The organism is Marivirga lumbricoides (genome assembly GCF_014636295.1).
In the GTDB taxonomy this organism is placed as follows: Bacteria; Bacteroidota; Bacteroidia; order Cytophagales; family Cyclobacteriaceae; genus Marivirga; species Marivirga lumbricoides.
The window spans coordinates 109544-127131 of the sequence record NZ_BMEC01000007.1; the positions used below are offsets into that span (position 1 = coordinate 109544).

14 protein-coding genes are annotated in these 17588 nt (G+C 35.5%); 11 read left to right on the forward strand and 3 right to left on the reverse strand.

Features of this window, described 5'->3' with window-relative positions; genetic code table 11:
- Positions 1–4 precede the first annotated feature (4 nt).
- A complete protein-coding gene (rlmB, locus tag IEV85_RS11865; protein ID WP_188463560.1) occupies positions 5–784 on the reverse strand; it encodes a 23S rRNA (guanosine(2251)-2'-O)-methyltransferase RlmB in 780 nt (259 codons plus the stop codon).
- 347 nt (positions 785–1131) lie between these two features.
- Here rlmB and IEV85_RS11870 point away from each other — a divergent pair, with 347 nt between their 5' ends.
- The 4 genes from IEV85_RS11870 to IEV85_RS11885 all read left to right on the forward strand — a co-directional run bounded on the left by IEV85_RS11870 (position 1132) and on the right by IEV85_RS11885 (position 6034).
- Entirely contained in the window at positions 1132–1887 is a 756-nt protein-coding gene (locus tag IEV85_RS11870; protein WP_188463562.1) for a 2OG-Fe(II) oxygenase, read from the forward strand.
- Positions 1888–1901: 14 nt separating this feature from the next.
- Positions 1902–2678 (forward strand): class I SAM-dependent methyltransferase, encoded by a 777-nt coding sequence (locus tag IEV85_RS11875; RefSeq protein ID WP_188463564.1) that lies wholly within the window; start codon positions 1902–1904, stop codon positions 2676–2678.
- 138 nt (positions 2679–2816) lie between these two features.
- Positions 2817–3968, forward strand: a complete 1152-nt coding sequence (locus tag IEV85_RS11880; RefSeq protein ID WP_188463566.1) for an aminotransferase class V-fold PLP-dependent enzyme — start codon at positions 2817–2819, stop codon at positions 3966–3968.
- Between the two features lie 29 nt (positions 3969–3997).
- Positions 3998–6034 (forward strand): TonB-dependent receptor family protein, encoded by a 2037-nt coding sequence (locus IEV85_RS11885; RefSeq protein ID WP_188463568.1) that lies wholly within the window; start codon positions 3998–4000, stop codon positions 6032–6034.
- A gap of 38 nt (positions 6035–6072) precedes the next feature.
- Here IEV85_RS11885 and IEV85_RS11890 read toward each other — a convergent pair whose 3' ends face one another.
- Complete coding sequence (locus IEV85_RS11890) at positions 6073–6759, reverse strand: arylesterase (protein WP_188463570.1); 687 nt, start codon at positions 6757–6759, stop codon at positions 6073–6075.
- Positions 6760–6864: 105 nt separating this feature from the next.
- On the opposite strand from IEV85_RS11890, the gene IEV85_RS11895 reads away from it, so the two are divergent.
- Both IEV85_RS11895 and IEV85_RS11900 read left to right on the forward strand, forming a co-directional pair.
- Complete coding sequence (locus IEV85_RS11895; protein WP_188463572.1) at positions 6865–7566, forward strand: ABC transporter ATP-binding protein; 702 nt, start codon at positions 6865–6867, stop codon at positions 7564–7566.
- A gap of 23 nt (positions 7567–7589) precedes the next feature.
- On the forward strand, positions 7590–10118 hold the full coding sequence (locus IEV85_RS11900; protein WP_188463574.1) for an FtsX-like permease family protein: 2529 nt from the start codon (positions 7590–7592) through the stop codon (positions 10116–10118).
- 232 nt (positions 10119–10350) lie between these two features.
- On the opposite strand, the gene IEV85_RS11905 is transcribed toward IEV85_RS11900, so the two are convergent.
- The gene (locus IEV85_RS11905) at positions 10351–10800 is read right to left on the reverse strand and encodes a GreA/GreB family elongation factor (RefSeq protein ID WP_188463577.1); all 450 of its coding nucleotides are present in this window, start codon (positions 10798–10800) and stop codon (positions 10351–10353) included.
- A gap of 118 nt (positions 10801–10918) precedes the next feature.
- On the opposite strand from IEV85_RS11905, the gene tviB reads away from it, so the two are divergent.
- From tviB to IEV85_RS11930, 5 genes are read left to right on the forward strand one after another with little or no spacing between them, the layout of a single operon-like run.
- Positions 10919–12169: a Vi polysaccharide biosynthesis UDP-N-acetylglucosamine C-6 dehydrogenase TviB gene (gene tviB / locus IEV85_RS11910; RefSeq protein ID WP_188463579.1), complete on the forward strand. Its 1251-nt coding sequence runs from the start codon at positions 10919–10921 to the stop codon at positions 12167–12169.
- Between the two features lie 4 nt (positions 12170–12173).
- On the forward strand, positions 12174–13295 hold the full coding sequence (gene wecB, locus IEV85_RS11915; protein ID WP_345259643.1) for a non-hydrolyzing UDP-N-acetylglucosamine 2-epimerase: 1122 nt from the start codon (positions 12174–12176) through the stop codon (positions 13293–13295).
- Positions 13288–14496 carry a UDP-N-acetyl-D-mannosamine dehydrogenase gene (gene wecC, locus IEV85_RS11920; RefSeq protein ID WP_229712579.1) on the forward strand — a complete coding sequence of 403 codons (1209 nt, stop codon included), beginning with the start codon at positions 13288–13290 and terminating at the stop codon, positions 14494–14496. The genes wecB and wecC overlap by 8 nt, the downstream gene beginning before the upstream one ends.
- The gene (locus IEV85_RS11925) at positions 14481–15707 is read left to right on the forward strand and encodes an O-antigen ligase family protein (protein ID WP_188463581.1); all 1227 of its coding nucleotides are present in this window, start codon (positions 14481–14483) and stop codon (positions 15705–15707) included. Before wecC ends, IEV85_RS11925 begins: the two co-directional genes overlap by 16 nt.
- Positions 15704–16927: an oligosaccharide flippase family protein gene (locus IEV85_RS11930; RefSeq protein WP_188463583.1), complete on the forward strand. Its 1224-nt coding sequence runs from the start codon at positions 15704–15706 to the stop codon at positions 16925–16927. The genes IEV85_RS11925 and IEV85_RS11930 overlap by 4 nt, the downstream gene beginning before the upstream one ends.
- Positions 16928–17588: the final 661 nt, after the last annotated feature.

The window sequence follows — 17588 nt, forward strand, 5'->3', positions numbered from 1 at the left end:
AATATTATTGTAAACGTTGCCTAATTGCCTCAAAAACTACCAACCCGGCTGAAACTGAAACATTAAGGGAGGCTATTTTTCCTTTCATAGGTATTTTCGCCAGGTAGTCAGCAGTGCGCAGTAGCTCATTACTAATGCCATCTTCTTCAGAACCCATAATAATGGCAACAGGCTGGTTCAGGGGGACATCATAAATCAGATCCTTGCCTTTTTCTGTACAAGCTACTACCTGCAATCCACTTTTTTGAAGGTATTCCACAGTGGTTTGTAGACTATTTTCCCGACAAACAGGAATATGATGTAATGCTCCTGCCGAAGTTTTTACAGCATCGGAATTTACCTGCGCGCTGCCTTTAAAAGGAATAACGATAGCATCCACTCCGGCACACTCTGCTGATCTGGCAATAGCTCCAAAGTTACGCACGTCAGTCACCCTGTCAAGCATCAAAATAAGAGGGTCTTTACCTTTGCTAAAGCATTCATTTATAATATTGTCCAGGGAAGCATAGCTAACAGCAGATAAGAAAGCGATTACCCCTTGATGGTTTTTTCTGGTGGTACGGTTCAGTTTTTCAACAGGAGCTTTTGTAAATGGTATTTTTAATTTAATGCAAAGCTCAATCAACTCACTGATTAGCTCATTATGTATATCTTTCTGAATAAAAATACTATCAAGTTCTTTTCCTGAATTGATAGCTTCCATTACAGCACGGGTACCAAAAATAAAATCTTTTTCAGATGCTTTATTGGATTGATTAAAATCTCGCTTTTGAAATGCTGCCATGGTAAAATGCTTTATTGTGGTTTTAGGATTTAGTTTCCCTTTGCAAAAGTAATTATCTATCGTTGATTCTGATGGTTATTCAGCAATTATATTGCTTTAGATTACTCTAATAATGGAATTTCTGGAAAAAACTTACAATTTGATAAACAATCAGGAGATAAATACAGGTTTTGAGCACTTTTTTCATTTTAAATTGTTAGCACCTAATCTACCTGCTAATGCGGTGTAAACAGCGATTTATCGAAGTATTGTATAAATTTTAAAAAGCATGATTAATTTATTCAATTTTTTTCATGTTCGCCGGAATGAGTAGTGTATATTTGTGCCATTAAAATTTAATTTCCTCTATGGAATTTATTCAGAGTAAGCATTTTACTAAGGAACAAGTTAATTTATATAAAGAAGAATACAAGCTGTCAAAGCCCTATCACCATGTGATGATAGATGATTTTTTGACAGAGGACCTTGCTGAAAAGTTGAGTCAGTCTTTTCCTGCTGATGAACTTTTTAATAAACATAAAAAAGATCAGCATGAAAATAAGTTGGAGGGAGATCGGTTTGATTTATATCCTGAAATCTTCTCACAATTAAAAAAGGAGATCGCAAAGCCTTATTTTTCAAAATTTATTGAAGAGGTAACAGGTATAAAAGATACTTTTATTACCGATGATGCCTATGGAGTGGGGATTCAAAAGGGAAAGAAAGGCTCTTTTGAGGATGTGCATATTGACTTCAATATTCACCCTGTAAAAGATGTGCAGCGCAGATTGAACTTTCAGCTTTTTCTTTCACCCGTGTGGAAGGCAGAGTGGAATGGGGCATTGGAAATGTGGAATGGCTGTGTGTCAAAATGTAAAAAGGCAGTTTCCTGCAGATTTAACAGAGCCTTAATTTTTGAAGTAAAAGATACTTCTTACTACGGCTATACTAAACCGCTTGAATGCCCGGATACGGCCGACAGAAAAGTTTTTTCAGCTTCGTTTTATACAAATAAAGAGGAAAAGGACCTTACCTTTCATGATACTATTTTTGCTGAAACAAAAGAAGAAACTCCTAAAGCATCTTTTTTTGAGTCTATAAAAAAAGCCCTTAAAGTTGGGTAAATTTTAAATCAACCATGTCAAAACACTCTACAACCGAAATCACTTCTGATTCTATTGCCTCAGACAACCCGATACATCAGCGATTATTGGCAGCCTATGTGTATGCTCAGCCATTAATAAGTGGTAAACTTTTGGAAGTAGGGTGTGGTACAGGCCGCGGGTTGGAAATACTGGTAAAAACATCGGACCATTACACGGGAATTGATAAGTATAAAAGCTTAACGGATGACTTACAGGAGAAGTATCCTCAGGCTACATTTAAGGCAATGGTAATTCCTCCTTTTTCAGGATTAGAAGATAATTCTTTTGATACTGTAGTGTCTTTTCAAGTGATAGAACACATTAAGGATGACAAAGCCTTTTTAAAGGAAATCCATAGAGTGCTTAAGCCGGGAGGTAAAGCAATTATAAGTACACCCAACAAGAAAATGACTCTTACCAGAAACCCCTGGCATGTAAGAGAGTATTTTGCTGATGAGCTAATTGATCTTTGTAAATCTATTTTCTCTAAAGTGGAGGCAAATGGAATAGCAGGGAACGATAAAATTATGACCTACCATGAGCAAAACCGGGAGGCAGTTAAAAAAATCACTAAGTACGATATTCTAAACCTCCAGTACAGACTGCCTGCATCTTTACTGAGGATACCTTATGAGTTTTTGAACAGGGTAAATCGAAATAATCTGGATAAGCAGGATACAAAATTAGTAAAATCCATCTCCGTGGCAGACTACTCTGTTCATGAAGACCCTAAAGAAAGCCTTGATTTATTTTATGTGCTGGAGAAGTAACTAACATTCTTCATTTTGAGTGAATTTTTAAAGGGTACTCAACTCACAAATTTTAGCGGCAATTCAATAATATAATTCTATCAGCTTAACTTTTTGCTATCTTTCAAGTACATACTACTCTAGCAATATATTTTGTACATGATTGATCAAAAACATCTTTTTGAGCTGCCTGAGGATATTCACTACCTCAATGGTGCATATATGTCTCCTAACCTGATTAGTGTAAGGGCTGCAGGTACTGCCGCTGTGCAACGAAAAAGCAATCCTCTCACTATACAGGAATCCGATTTCTTTGAGCCTGCCGAAGAGTTGAAGTCACTTTTTGGTAAGTTGATTAATGGGTCTGCAGCGCAAATAGCAGTTATTCCTTCTGCATCTTATGGATTAATGTCAGCCATTTCTAATGTGTCATGCGGCAAAGGTCAGCATGCATTGGTGGTGTCTGAGGAATTTCCGAGTGCTCACCTGACATTGCAAAGATGGTGCAATGAAAATAATGCGGAGTTAAAAGTACTATTTCCCTCTAAAGAGCGGCAGGGACGAACAGAAAAATGGAATGATCAAATTATTGAAGCCATTAATAAAGATACAGCTTTACTGGTGATGTCATCCGTTCATTGGATGGATGGCACCTTATTTAATTTAGAAGCTATTGGGGCGAAGTGTAGAGAAACAGATACAATTTTTATTGTAGATGGCACACAGTCTGTAGGTGCTTTACCCATGGATGTGGCTCAATTTAATATTGATGCGTTAATATGTGCCGGCTATAAGTGGCTAATGGGACCTTATTCTTCTGGCTTAGCGTATTATTCGGAACGTTTCAACATTGGGAAGCCAATTGAAGAATCGTGGATGAACCGTAATGATGCGTCTGATTTTTCTACTTTAACAAAGTACCCTGAAGAATATTCGCCCGGTGCGGGTAGGTACAACGTGGGAGAGTTTAGCAACTTTATTACTTTGCCGATGTTGAAAGCTGCTATTGAGCAAATTTTGGAATGGAAACCTGAAAATATCCAGCAGTATTGCAAGCAATTAATGCAACCTCTTTTTACATGCCTTGAGGTAAATGGCATTCCAGCTGAAAAGCCGGAAAATATTGCTTCCCACTTGGTAGGAATTTATTTGCCTGAGCAAATTGATATAGAAAGGCTGATTACAGACCTGAAGCTTCATAAAATTTATGTGTCGGCCAGAGGAAGATCAATTAGGGTTTCACCTCATGTTTATAATACAAATTATGATGTAGAGGCTTTTTTGGCCATTTTTCAAAAACATCTTCCTTAAAAATAGATTCTACAATTTTATTTAAAATTATGTTCAAAGCTTTACTCTTAATAACCTCCTTTACAATTTTTAATTATGAACTGTTTGCTCAGGAGGAAGGCATCAGAAATGATTCGATTTTAAAAACAGTAACTGTAACAGGTTTCGATAGAGGAGAGCAAATTAATAGACAGTCTGCACCCATTGCACATTTAAGCCCGAAGGAAATGGACAATTACTCTCCGGTCAATCCCGTAATGGCATGGAACAGCCTTCCAGGAGTTAACTTAGAGCAACGTGCCGTGGCAAGTTACAGAGTGAGTATTAGAGGGAGTTCAATACGATCGCCATTTGGTGTGCGAGATGTGAAAGTATATTGGAATGGAATTCCTTTTACAGAAGCGAATGGATCTACTGCTTTAAATTTATTGAGCAATACGCAAATGCAGGAAGTGGAAATCTTAAAAGGACCTGCTGGTAGTTTATTTGGCGCAGGACTTGGTGGTGTGATCCAGTTAAAGAATTTTCCTCTTGAAACTAAGGAGAAGCTGAAAATAGGAATTGGCGCAGGCAGTTTTGAGCAGTTTCATGCGAAAATAAATGGTCAGTTAAAGAAAGACAAGTGGACTGGATTTTACGCATTAGATCATCAACAAGCAGAAGGATACCGTGACCATAATGCTTTAGACAGGCAGGTATACCAATTATCAGGGCGCTATCAAATAAATGATAATAATCAACTTGATTTACATGTGTTGTTAAGCGACTTGTATTATGAAATCCCCGGAGGGTTAAATAAGGAGCAATTTGATGAAAACCCTCGACAAGCGCGGCCGGGAAGCGCTGCCCAAAATGCCTCTATCGATCAGAAGACCTTATTGGCAGGTGCCGGCTATACTTCTTTTTTTACTTCTCAGCTTAGCCAAACAACTCACGTTGGTTTTACTTATACGGATTTCAAAAACCCTTTTATTCTTGATTACAAAGAAGATATTAACAAAGAATTAGCGATAAGAAACCAATGGACTTACGAGGTGAATTGGCAAAATACAGCGCTACAATTGGATGCAGGTTTTGAATGGCAGTTTGCTGATAATCTGGCTGAGAATTTCGGTAACAAGGATGGAGAAAAAGATACTATTCGATTTTCAGATGAACTGAGAATTGACAGGAAGTTTTTCTTTCTACAAAGCCAGCTTTCTTATTACCAGTGGAAGGTTACTCTAGGTTTAAGCAGTAATTTACTCACCTATAATGTAAACAGGAATATAAATGCTTTTGCGGCACCATTTGAGTTTGAAAGGCAGTTTGATAATGAAATAATTCCAAGGTTGGCGGTTCAATATCAGTGGAATGCGCAGAACATGACTTTTGCTTCTGTAAGCGAAGGTTTTTCAAGCCCTACACTAGATGAAATCAGAACCAACGAAGGAAGTATTAACAGAGAATTACAGGCAGAAAGAGGAAGGACTCTTGAGCTGGGGCATAAATTATATAGCAACAAGGTACAGCTTGATGCAACTGTTTTTTATTCAGCTTTGCAGGAAACTATTACCACCAGAACCGATTCTAATGGAGTAGTGCTTTTTCAGAATGCAGGTGAAACAGCACAGTTCGGAACAGAGTGGGGAGCTAATGTAGTTTGGTTGAAAGGCGGATCTATGATTAATCAGATTTCCACCAGAACAAGCTACAATTTCTATGATTTTACTTTTGAAGATTACCGCAAAGAAGAGGAAGACTTCTCTGGAAATTTATTAACAGGTGTACCTCAGCATACCTTTAATCAAATGCTGAATGTTAATATGCTCAGTCATTTTTCAGCCAACTTTCACTACCGGTTTGTAAGTGAAGTGCCTCTTACGGACGATAATACAGTTGAAGCAGCTCCTTATCATTTAGTAAATATCAAATTAAACTACGGTTTACCATTATCTAAAAGTCAATTAGATTTTTACGTGGGTGTTGAGAATATTGCTGATATTAAATATAGCTTAGGAAATGACTTGAATGCATTTGGAGGAAGATACTACCAACCGGCTCCTGGCAGAAATATTTTTGGAGGAATCAACTGGACATTAAAATAGCAGAGTTTTTTAGAGTAGGAGACTGCTGCAAATGAGAATTACAGCAGAGGTTTTAAATATTCCCAGACAGTTTCAGCAACTATTTTATGGCCTGCCGGAGTTGGGTGAATTCCATCAGGTAAATTCAGATCAGCAATGCCGCCTACATCTTTGAGGAGAAAGGGGATTAGTTTTACATTTTTAGTCTCTGCTATTTCAGCATATATCTTTTTAAATTCATTGGCATAATCTTCACCCATATTCGGGGGAATCATCATGCCTGCCAACAGAATTTCTACTTCAGGGTGGATGCCCCTAACTTTCTCTATGATAGCAATTAAATTCTTTTTTGTCTCTTTCGGATTGATGCCTCTTAAACCATCATTTCCTCCTAATTCCAGTACAAATACATCTACAGGTTGCCTTTTTATAACCCATTCTACCCTGGAAAGACCTGTGGCGGTAGTTTCTCCACTTACTCCGGCATTAATTACATTATAGTCATAGTCTAAGGAATCAATTCTTTCCTGAATGAGTCCAGCGAAGGCTTCAGAAGGGTCAACACCATAGCCAGCTGTCAGGCTGTTGCCAAAGAAAATGATGTTTTGCTCTGAAGGAGTTTCTCGTGATGGCTGAGCATCCTGTTTTTCAGTAGCGGTAGCTTGAATATTATCTTTTGAGTTCTTCTTTTCCGAGCTACAGGCTATAGAAAGCAGCAGAACAGGAATTAGCCAAATTTTTTTCATTTTTATCAATTAATTTTTAGTTAGTACCGATCAGGTAAAAAAATAAACTGTTTTAACACGAAACCGTTTGGTAAAAGTATTCAATTATAGAATAAGGTTAAATCAATGAGTTCAATCCTTTTAGTAAATCATGTAACTAAGGTATATCAAAGCGGTAATAAGTCTCTTACGGTTCTGAATGATATCAGTTTTGAAATTAAGCCAGGAAGTTCAGTGGCAATTGTTGGTCCTTCAGGAAGCGGTAAAACTACGCTTTTAGGTCTTTGTGCCGGTTTGGATGGAGCAAGTTCCGGAAATATTGTACTTAATGGACAAAGTTTAGATAGTTTAAGTGAAGATGAGAGAGCTGCTATTCGTAATAAACATGTAGGGTTTATCTTTCAAAGTTTTAATCTGCTCCCTACACTAACTGCTTTGGAAAATGTAATGGTTCCTTTAGAACTGTTGGGAATGAAAAATGTGAAGCCGCAGGCCATCGACTTATTGGAAAAGGTAGGGTTGAAAGAAAGAATAAATCATTATCCTACTCAATTGTCTGGGGGTGAACAGCAACGAGTGTCCATTGCACGTGCTTTTGCTAATCAGCCAAAGGTACTTTTTGCAGATGAGCCAACAGGTAATTTGGACGAAGAAACTGGTGCTAAAATTGAGGATTTGATTTTCAACTTAAATAAAGAGTTAGGCACAACGCTAGTGATGGTAACGCACGATGGAGAGCTCGCTAATAAAACTAATCGTATCCTAAAATTAAAAGGCGGCAAATTAGCAGAAGACACCCAGCAGGAAGCTTCCCTTTCTAATTCTTAATAAAACTTAAAATAACAGACCAGATGCAGAAATTTTCCTGGCTTTTAAAAATGGCCTGGCGTGATAGTCGGAAGAACCGTTCCCGCTTGTTCCTCTTTATGAGTAGTATAGTGTTAGGAATTGGAGCTTTGGTGGCTATCAATTCTTTTGGTGATAATCTAACAACCCAGATAAATTCTGAAGCCAGGGAGCTTCTGGGAGCAGATTTGGAAATAGAAAGCAGAAGTCCCATTCCGGATTCTTTAAAGCAATTTTTGAGTGAACTGAAGGTGACTCAATCAGAAGAATTGAGTTTTGCCAGTATGGTGTACTTTCCTAAAGATGGAGGCACAAGGTTAATCAATGTGCGAGCTGTAGAAGGAAATTATCCTTTTTATGGTGAAATAGTAACAACTCCGGCTACAGCAGCAAATAGATTTTCTGCGGAGCAATCCGCACTGGTAGATCAATCTTTAATGCTTCAGTTTAATGCTCAGCAGGGGGATTCCGTAAAAGTGGGAAATACTACTTTTTTAATTGAAGGGGAAATTAATAAAACTCCCGGTCAATCAGCCATAACCACAACAGTTGCACCACCTGTTTTTGTGCCTCTTTCTGAACTAGAAGCGACTGGATTGTTACAAACAGGCAGTAGAATTAATTATAAGCTGTATGTTAAATTTCCTGAGGGGGTGGATAGTAAAACCTTCTTTGAAGAGAATATTGAGCCGAGGTTGGAGAAGGAAGAAGTACGCTATGATGACGTGGAAGAACGCAAACAAGAACTTGGAGACGCTTATTCTGACTTAACCGGATTTCTCAATTTAACTGCTTTTATCGCTTTATTGCTGGGTTGCATGGGAGTAGCAAGTTCAGTGCAGGTGTATGTAAAGGAAAAGGTGCAGTCGGTGGCTATTTTGCGCTGCATCGGAGCCTCTTCCTCTCAGGGAGTATGGATTTATCTTATCCAAATAGCTTTTATGGGATTAATCGGTTCAGTAATTGGTGCCGGCCTGGGAACTCTTATTCAGTTCTTCCTTCCTCAGCTTTTTCAGGACTTCCTTCCTTTTGAGATTGAATTGGCAATCAGTGTTTCAGCCATTTTGCAAGGAGTTTTAATTGGTGTGATTACAGCTATTTTGTTTGCCTTATTTCCTTTACTTCAGATCAGAAAAATTTCACCCTTAAAAGTGTTGCGGGCCTCATTTGAATCTGCTGAGAAAGATCGCTCGAAATATTTTGTGTATTTCTTTGTTATCCTGTTCATATTCAGCTTTTCTTTTTCTCAATTAAGAGATTGGATGGATGCCGGAGTATTTACTGTGGGATTGATCATAGCTACTTTAATCTTGTTCGGAGTGGGCAGGTTGATTATTTGGGCAGTAAGAAAATACTTTCCTTCAGGAAGTTCCTTTGTGGTAAGGCAAGGGCTTGCCAATCTTTACAGGCCTAATAATCAAACCTTAATTTTAGTAATTACCATTGGGTTAGGTACAGCATTAATTACTACTTTATTCCTCAGTCAGGATTTGTTATTGGATAAAGTAAAACTCAGTAGCAGTGCTAATCAGCCTAATATGGTGCTTTTTGATATCCAAAGTCATCAAGTGGATGAACTCACTGAAATGACCAAAGCGGATAGTTTACCAGTCATTCAACAAGTACCAATTGTTACTATGCGGCTAAGTTCACTGAATGATGTGGGAGTAGAGCAAATTAAGAGAGACACCGCTACGGATATCAGGGATTGGGTCCTGAATAGAGAATACAGAGTAACCTACAGAGATAGTTTAATTGATTCGGAAACCTTGGTAGCTGGGGAATATGATGGCGTGGTAGAAAATGAGAATGACAGTATTTTTATCTCTTTAGAGAAAGGAGTGGCTGAAGATATGAAAGTGGACATAGGTGATCCTATCACTTTCAATGTTCAGGGGGCTCCAATCAAAACTTATGTTGGGAGCTTAAGGGAGATTGACTGGCAAAGGGTGCAGACTAACTTTTTGGTACTTTTTCCTGAAGGAGTGCTTGAAGAAGCCCCTAAATTTCACGTGCTGCTAACACACTATGACAATGTGAACCAGTCAGCTGCTTTCCAACAGAAAGTGGTGAGGAAATTCCCAAATATTTCCATTATTGATCTTGACCTGATTTTAGAAACGTTGGATGAAGTACTCGGTAAAATATCATTCATTATCCAATTTATGGCGTTTTTCAGCATTATTACTGGAATCATCGTGCTTATTGGTTCAGTCAGTATCAGTAAATTCCAGCGGATTCAGGAAGCTGTTCTACTTAGAACAATAGGAGCTAGCAAAAAGCAGATTATTAGAATAAATATGATGGAATACTTCTTTTTGGGGAGTATTGCTTCACTTACAGGAATTTTCATCGCTATTTTATCGGCATGGGCATTGGCTTATTTTAGCTTTGAAACAGCCTTTGTTCCCAACTTTACGGGTGCGCTGATTTCTTATTTTGCTATTACAGGCTTAACTGTTTTAATAGGTTTACTGAACAGCAGATCAGTAGTTAATAAACCACCATTGGAAATTCTGAGGAAAGAGCTTTAAAAGAATGTTAATAGATTCTAAGCATGGAAGAATCTCATGAATTATTTCGAATAACTGGCAATTTTAATTTGGAGAGCGGGAGGGACTACAAACCAGCCTTTGGATGACTAAAAAGGTGGCTTAACTACTGTCTAACAGAGCTAGTTGTATAGTAGCAAAAAGATAGCGAATACTAATTTGTTATAGAAATATATATTAAGGCCAGCATATTCATTTTTTAGGATTAGCCTAATTACTCCACAGATATAATATTTTCTGATTTACCTCTCCACTCAATGCTTTCGCCTGATTTTTTATTTAATAAAAGTTGCCCTATGGGGGAAGCCGGAGAGATAGCCATAAACTGTAGGTTATCATCTGATACCTTTCCTAAAGAAACAGAAATAAAATAGGCTTCCTTATCAGTAGTTACAATACTTCCTGTTTTAATTACTTTATGGTTTTCTATGGGGTTAATTTGGGATAAGAGATTTTCCTGCTTCCCTATTTCTGATAACTGCGTCAGTATCTTATTTTTCTCCTGATTGATCATTTCTCTTGCGGTTTCATACTTATCTCCTGCAGAGCTTTTCGTTTCCGATGCCATTGAAATTTGAAGCTCCTGCAGTTCATCATTCAACTGCTTTCTTTTTCTATTTAGTATTGCCAGGCTTAGGGTAATATATTTCTTTTTAGTAGTCATCTAACATGAGCTTTTCATTTCAAATTTACCATTTCACAATTGAAATATTGCATCAATTACATACAATCGCTTTTATCCTCATATTAATTCATTAATTTTGCACATCAATTAAGATTTTATGAAAAAAATAGCCGTAATAGGACTTGGATACGTAGGACTTCCATTAGCTGCTGAGTTTGGCAGAAAGAGAGAAGTTTTAGGTTTTGATATTAATCAGAAAAGAATTGAAGAGCTTTCTAAAGGACACGACAGAACTTTAGAGGTTGAAAGCGAAGAGTTAAAAGAAGCAAAGCATTTATCCTTTAGTTCTAACCTACAGGATTTGGCTGATGCTGATATTTATATTGTAACTGTTCCCACACCTGTTAACGAATACAAGCAACCGGATTTAACACCTTTAAAAATGGCTTCTGCCACAGTTGGTAAAACCTTAAAAAAGGGTAATATAGTAATTTACGAATCAACTGTTTACCCCGGTTGTACAGAGGAGGATTGTGTGCCTATCCTTGAGAAAGAAAGCGGTTTAAAATATAATGTTGATTTCTTTTGTGGCTATTCTCCGGAACGAATTAATCCCGGAGATAAAGAGCACAGGCTACCTACTATAAAGAAAGTGACTTCAGGAAGCACTCCGGAAATTGCAGAGGAAGTAGATCAACTTTATAAGGAAGTTATTACCGCTGGAACACATAAAGCGGCTTCAATCAAAGTGGCAGAAGCTGCTAAGGTAATTGAGAATTCTCAACGGGACCTTAATATTGCTTTTGTAAATGAGCTTGCTCTAATATTTGATAAAATGAATATTGATACCGCAGATGTCTTGGAGGCAGCAGGTACAAAGTGGAACTTTCTTCCTTTTAAGCCGGGTTTGGTGGGAGGCCATTGCATAGGAGTAGACCCTTATTATTTGACTCATAAAGCGGAGGCATTAGGTTATCATCCGCAAGTGATATTGGCAGGAAGAAGAATTAATGATAATATGGGGGCGTATGTTGCTAGTTCAGTAGTAAAATTAATGGCACAAAAAGGTTCTGTGATAAAAGGAAGTAAAGCCTTAGTTTTAGGAATCACTTTTAAAGAAAACTGTCCTGACATCAGAAACAGTAAAGTGATTGATGTAATTCATGAGTTGGAGTCCTACGGAATAGAGGTAGACACATATGATCCTCAAGCAGATAAAGAGGAAGTGCAACATGAGTATAATGTTAATTTAGTGGATAAACCTTCTAATGATTACAGCGCTATCATTCTGGCAGTTTCTCACAATGAGTTTAAAGATTTCAACTTATCCAACCATTTGAACTCAAATGGGGTCACTTATGACATTAAAGGATTTTTTGAGAAGGATAAAGTAAATAAGAGGTTGTAATATTTTGAAACATTTATTCGTATTTGGTACTCGACCTGAAGCCATTAAAATGGCTCCGCTAATTAAAATATTTCAAGCCGATAAAAGTCAGGAGGTAGTTGTTTGCGTTACAGGCCAACACAGAGAAATGTTGGATCAGGTTTTGGAGTTTTTTGATATTGAGCCTGATCATGATTTGAATTTAATGGCTCCAAATCAAACCTTATATGACATCACTGCTAAAGCCTTGCTAGGGTTAAAGCCTATTTTAAATCAGGAAAAGCCGGATAATATTTTTGTTCAGGGAGATACTACAACTGCTTTTATTGGTGCTTTGGCTGGATTTTATGAGAAGATCAAGGTTTCTCATATTGAAGCAGGATTAAGAAGTGGAGATTTATATTCACCGTTTCCTGAAGAAGGCAACAGAAAATTAGCTGGTCATCTGGCAAATTTTCATTTTGCGCCAACCGACAGAGCAGTAAGTAATTTAAAACAGGAAGGCGTAACTCATAATGTTTATCAAGTAGGGAATACAGTGATAGATGCGCTGTTATTAGGGCTTGATATTATAAAGAAAAAGGGGGAAGAATCATATCAGGATTTCTTTAAAGATATAGATTTCTCTAAGAGGATGATTTTAGTGACAGGGCACAGGCGTGAGAGCTTTGGAGATCCTTTTGAAAATATGTGTAAGGCCATGAAGGATATTGCATTAGCATATCCAGATACAGAATTAGTTTATCCTGTTCATTTAAATCCTAACGTAAGAAACACTGTGAATGAGATATTAACGGGAGTGGATAATGTTAAACTTATTGAGCCATTAGCTTACCCTTTCTTAATTTGGCTAATGAATAAGTCTTACTTTGTTTTAACAGATTCCGGAGGGATTCAGGAAGAAGCACCTTCATTAGGAAAACCCGTTTTGGTTATGCGTGATGTTACAGAAAGGCAAGAAGGCGTTGAAGCGGGAACTGCAAAATTAGTAGGTACTGATTACAATGTTATCTTGAAAGAGGCTAAATTGCTTTTAGATGATGAGGAGCATTATAAAAACATGGCAAATTCAGTCAATCCTTATGGAGATGGTACCACTAGTCAAAAAGTTTTAAGTATTCTAAAAGAAACTGAATCTCATGGTTAAAAAAAACAGAAATATTAAGGCAGTAATGGTAGGCTTGGGGTACATTGGGTTACCAACTGCCGCTTTAATGGCCAGTAGAGGAATTCATGTACACGGAGTAGATGTTAATCAGCATGCTGTAGACACAATCAATAGAGGCGAAATCCATATTATTGAACCTGATTTAGATGGCTTGGTGCGAAATGTCGTTGATGAAGGTTATTTAATTGCGGATACAAAACCCGCTAATGCTGATGTATTCCTTATTGCCGTACCTACTCCTTTTAAGGGGGATCATGAACCTGATATTTCCTATGTAGAGACAGCAACTAGAACTTTATCTCCTTTTCTTCAAGAGGGGAATTTGGTTATATTGGAATCAACAAGTCCAGTTGGTACGACTGAAAGAGTTAAAGAAATTATTGATCAAGAGCGACCTGAACTCAAAGGGAAATTACATATAGCTTATTGCCCTGAACGAGTTTTACCTGGCAATGTAATTCATGAACTGGAATACAATGATCGATCTATTGGTGGTATTAATGAACTTGCCACCGAAAAAGCCATTAACTTCTACAGAAATTTTGTAAAAGGAGAATTACATGCCACTAATGCACGTACAGCTGAAATGTGTAAGCTGGTAGAAAACTCATCTCGAGATGTAAATATAGCTTTTGCAAATGAATTGAGCATGATTTGTGATAAAGCGGGTATTGATGTTTGGGAATTGATACGATTGGCCAATAAACACCCCCGGGTAAATATTTTACAACCTGGAACAGGTGTAGGTGGACACTGCATTGCAGTTGATCCATGGTTTATTGTATCTGAATTTCCAGAAGAAGCGAAAATTATCAGAGCGGCAAGGGAAATCAATAATTACAAAACAGATTGGGTTATTGAAAAAATAAAAAATGCCTCCTTGCAATTTGAATTAAAACATAAACGAAAACCTAAAGTAGCTTGCATGGGACTTGCTTTTAAACCTGATATAGATGATCTAAGAGAAAGCCCGGCTTTAAATGTCACTAAGGCTTTAATTGAAGAAGGCTTAGAGGTTATGCCGGTAGAACCCAATATTGATAGCCATGAAGAGTTTCAGGTTTATTCTGTTCAGGAAGCAAGAGAAAAAGCTGATATAATGGTTTTCTTGGTTGCCCATAGAGAGTTTAAGAAAGTAAATTTGCATTCTGGATCAATATGGTTTTGCAGTTTAGATTAAATATTGTATTCCGGGACTTAAAGATATTATGTACCTATTTATGGGTTTTTTCTATTCCTTTTCATCCAAATCTCAATACTTATCTTTTAGTTATTTTATTCATTTTAATTATTTTTCTTAAAAGAGGCAAGGAAGAAATAGGCAAAAGAAAACTTACTTTTATTCTATTATTGCCGGTAATTCCAATATTATATAGTGTTATTTTTTTTTTAGATTATGATTTGTGGTTTAAGGCCTTAGAATCCCAATCAGGGTTGTTTTTTATTCCATTTATCTATCATTTCTATCCTAAAATTACAGAAAAGCAAGTTATCAAGAGAATATTCAAGGTACTAATAGTGTCTGTTTATTTTGCAATTGCAATTTGTTTAATAGGAATTTTTATTAAGTTAAATCACTGGGAAGATCCTCTCTCATATTTACTTCACAATCCAAAATATCAAAAATCTTACTTAACTACCTTTATTGGTATTCACCCTTCTTATATTTCCATTTATTTATTATTTACTTATGTAATTTTCAATATTTACTTCAAAATCAAAAATCTTTTATTAAAGGTTGGATTTGATGCTGTAAATTTGTTTTTATTTATTTTAATTGATTCAAGAATTGGAATAATATTGTTTCTAATCCATTTCTTTTATTTTAATTTTTTAAACTATAAATCTAAATTCCTTGGCGCGGTTTTTACTACAATAATATGTGTTCTATTGTTTATTCCTGACTTTAAGGAGAGCATTATAAATAAAACAAATAATCTAAATGAAATATTGAGAGGAGAAGGATTTGAAAACCTTTCCGATAATAAATCTCCAAGATTAATTATTTATAAATGTTGGTTTCAACTCAATAAAAGAATCGAACCGATTTTTGGGAATGGTTATAGATGGTTTAAAGAAGCGGCATTAGAATGCTATGCAGAATCTAATGCTAAAAGTCATTTTGATAAACAATACAATGAACATAATATGTATTTGAATATATATAATAGAAGCGGTATTGTAGGATTACTTTTTTTTTTAATTCCTTTCATCTATACCGTACGCATAAAAAATTCAGTGTTTAGCAGCCTTTTTCACTCACTAATATTTATAATGTTGTCTTTCTTTTTAGTTGAGAACGTTCTTTCTGTTCAGAAAGGTGTTGTTTTCTTTTCCTTCTTTTACGGACTGTTATTATCTGCAAAGTCAACAAACTATGTTAGTTCATGAAAATAAATTTTCTTAATAAAAAAATACTGAAAAATTTTTCGTTTTTAACAGTATTTCAATTCTTCAACTTGGCACTACCTTTAGTAGTATTACCTTATTTAATAGACACATTAGGCAAATCATTATATGGGATGTACGTGTATTCTCAAGCAATTCTTTCATTTTTCACATTGTTGATTAACTTTGGTTTCAATATATATGCGGTTAAAGAAATAGCAGAAAACAGAAATAATAATAATAGACTAAATAGTATAGTTTCGTCTATTTATTCAGCAAAATTAGTACTTCTTTTGACATCCGGAGTGTTTTTGCTTTTTACAATATTTCTAATACCTGAAATTAGTAATCACAAATATTTATACATAATAGGATTTTTAATGTGTATTGGTGAATTTTTTATGCCAATGTGGTTCTTTCAAGGATTGTCTGATTTGAAGACCTTTACTTATTCAAACGTAATTATAAAATTATTCTTTACCTGCTCAATATTTTTCGTCATAAAATCAAGTAACGACCTTTACTTAGTTCCTTTAATATTTGGATTAAATGCTCTTTTTAGTAGTTTATTTGGTTTTTGTTTAATGATAAAAAAATATAAAATTCGATTCGTTAGATCACAAATGAAAAATATTTACGGCTTTTTTAAGAAGTCATATCCTTTTTTCTTTTCAAGGGCGTCCTCAGTTATTATGACTAGGTCAAATTCTGTTTTAATCGGTACATTTCTAGGTTATAATTGGGTAGCAATATATGATATTTTAGAAAAAATTGTAGGGGCATTGTTAATTCCTTTTAATTTACTAAATCAATCTTCATACCCAGCAATCGCCGAAAAAAAGGATTTAAAGTTATTTAATAAGGTATTTAAAATTAGCCTGATTTCTTCTTTAGCAATATACCTCCTATTATTGATGACAGGAGAAGTTATTTTTTCAATTCTAAGTGGCGCAACTTTGGAAAGAAGCAATTACTATTATTTAATTTACTACGGACTTTTAATTCCAATAGTCAATATTATTTATCAATTAACTACTTTACTTATCGTTAAAAATAAGAATAAATATTATTCAAAATCTCTCATTTACTCCCTACTTGTATATATATTAGGGGTAATAATTATTTATTATTTTAATGTAATTTCGCTATTTACGATTATATCAGTTAAGTTATTCGCTGATGTATCTAACATTTTGATTATGCTCCAATATAATAAAAAGTAGAAAGGTCTCATTTTATAATGAGTGACAAATATCTAAATAGTATACTTCACTCTTAGTTTTTTTGTTTTACATTAATGTTTGTTCTTAATTCTGTTTTTATTTAAATTATAATCTACCTATAAGTATAAGACTTATGAAAAAAGATGTGCACTCAGAGGCAAATGATAAAATCCAATCTCCAAGGGGGATAGTTTCCAATGTTCAAGAGTTAGTAAAGCTCAAATAAAGCATTATTGATTTTGGATGTGTTATAGAAACTTTTCTCAATGTTTTGTCATGGAGTAGGAAAAGCTATTCGATTAGATGGTATCGGGCTAGAGAAGAACAAATTTTAAGAATTTTAAAAATGGAGGAATTTACTGTTGCTGAATTGTAAGCAACAGGTAATGTAGAGACTAAATATGACTTAGTTGTATACTTGGAAATGGCAGAATATTTAATAAAAGAATTTGTAGATATTATTGTTATGAATTAGTAAGTGCTAGTCATATGATTCTTTTTTCAGCTACAACTCTTAATTAATGAGGAAAGAATCACCTAACGGACAATGGGTTGATTATTGGATTGATAAATTTGATCATTTCAGGTTTGATCTCTATGATATTTTGACGCCAAAAATTTGGATTAGTGATAAAGTTTGTTTTTGGTATAAAAAAAAACA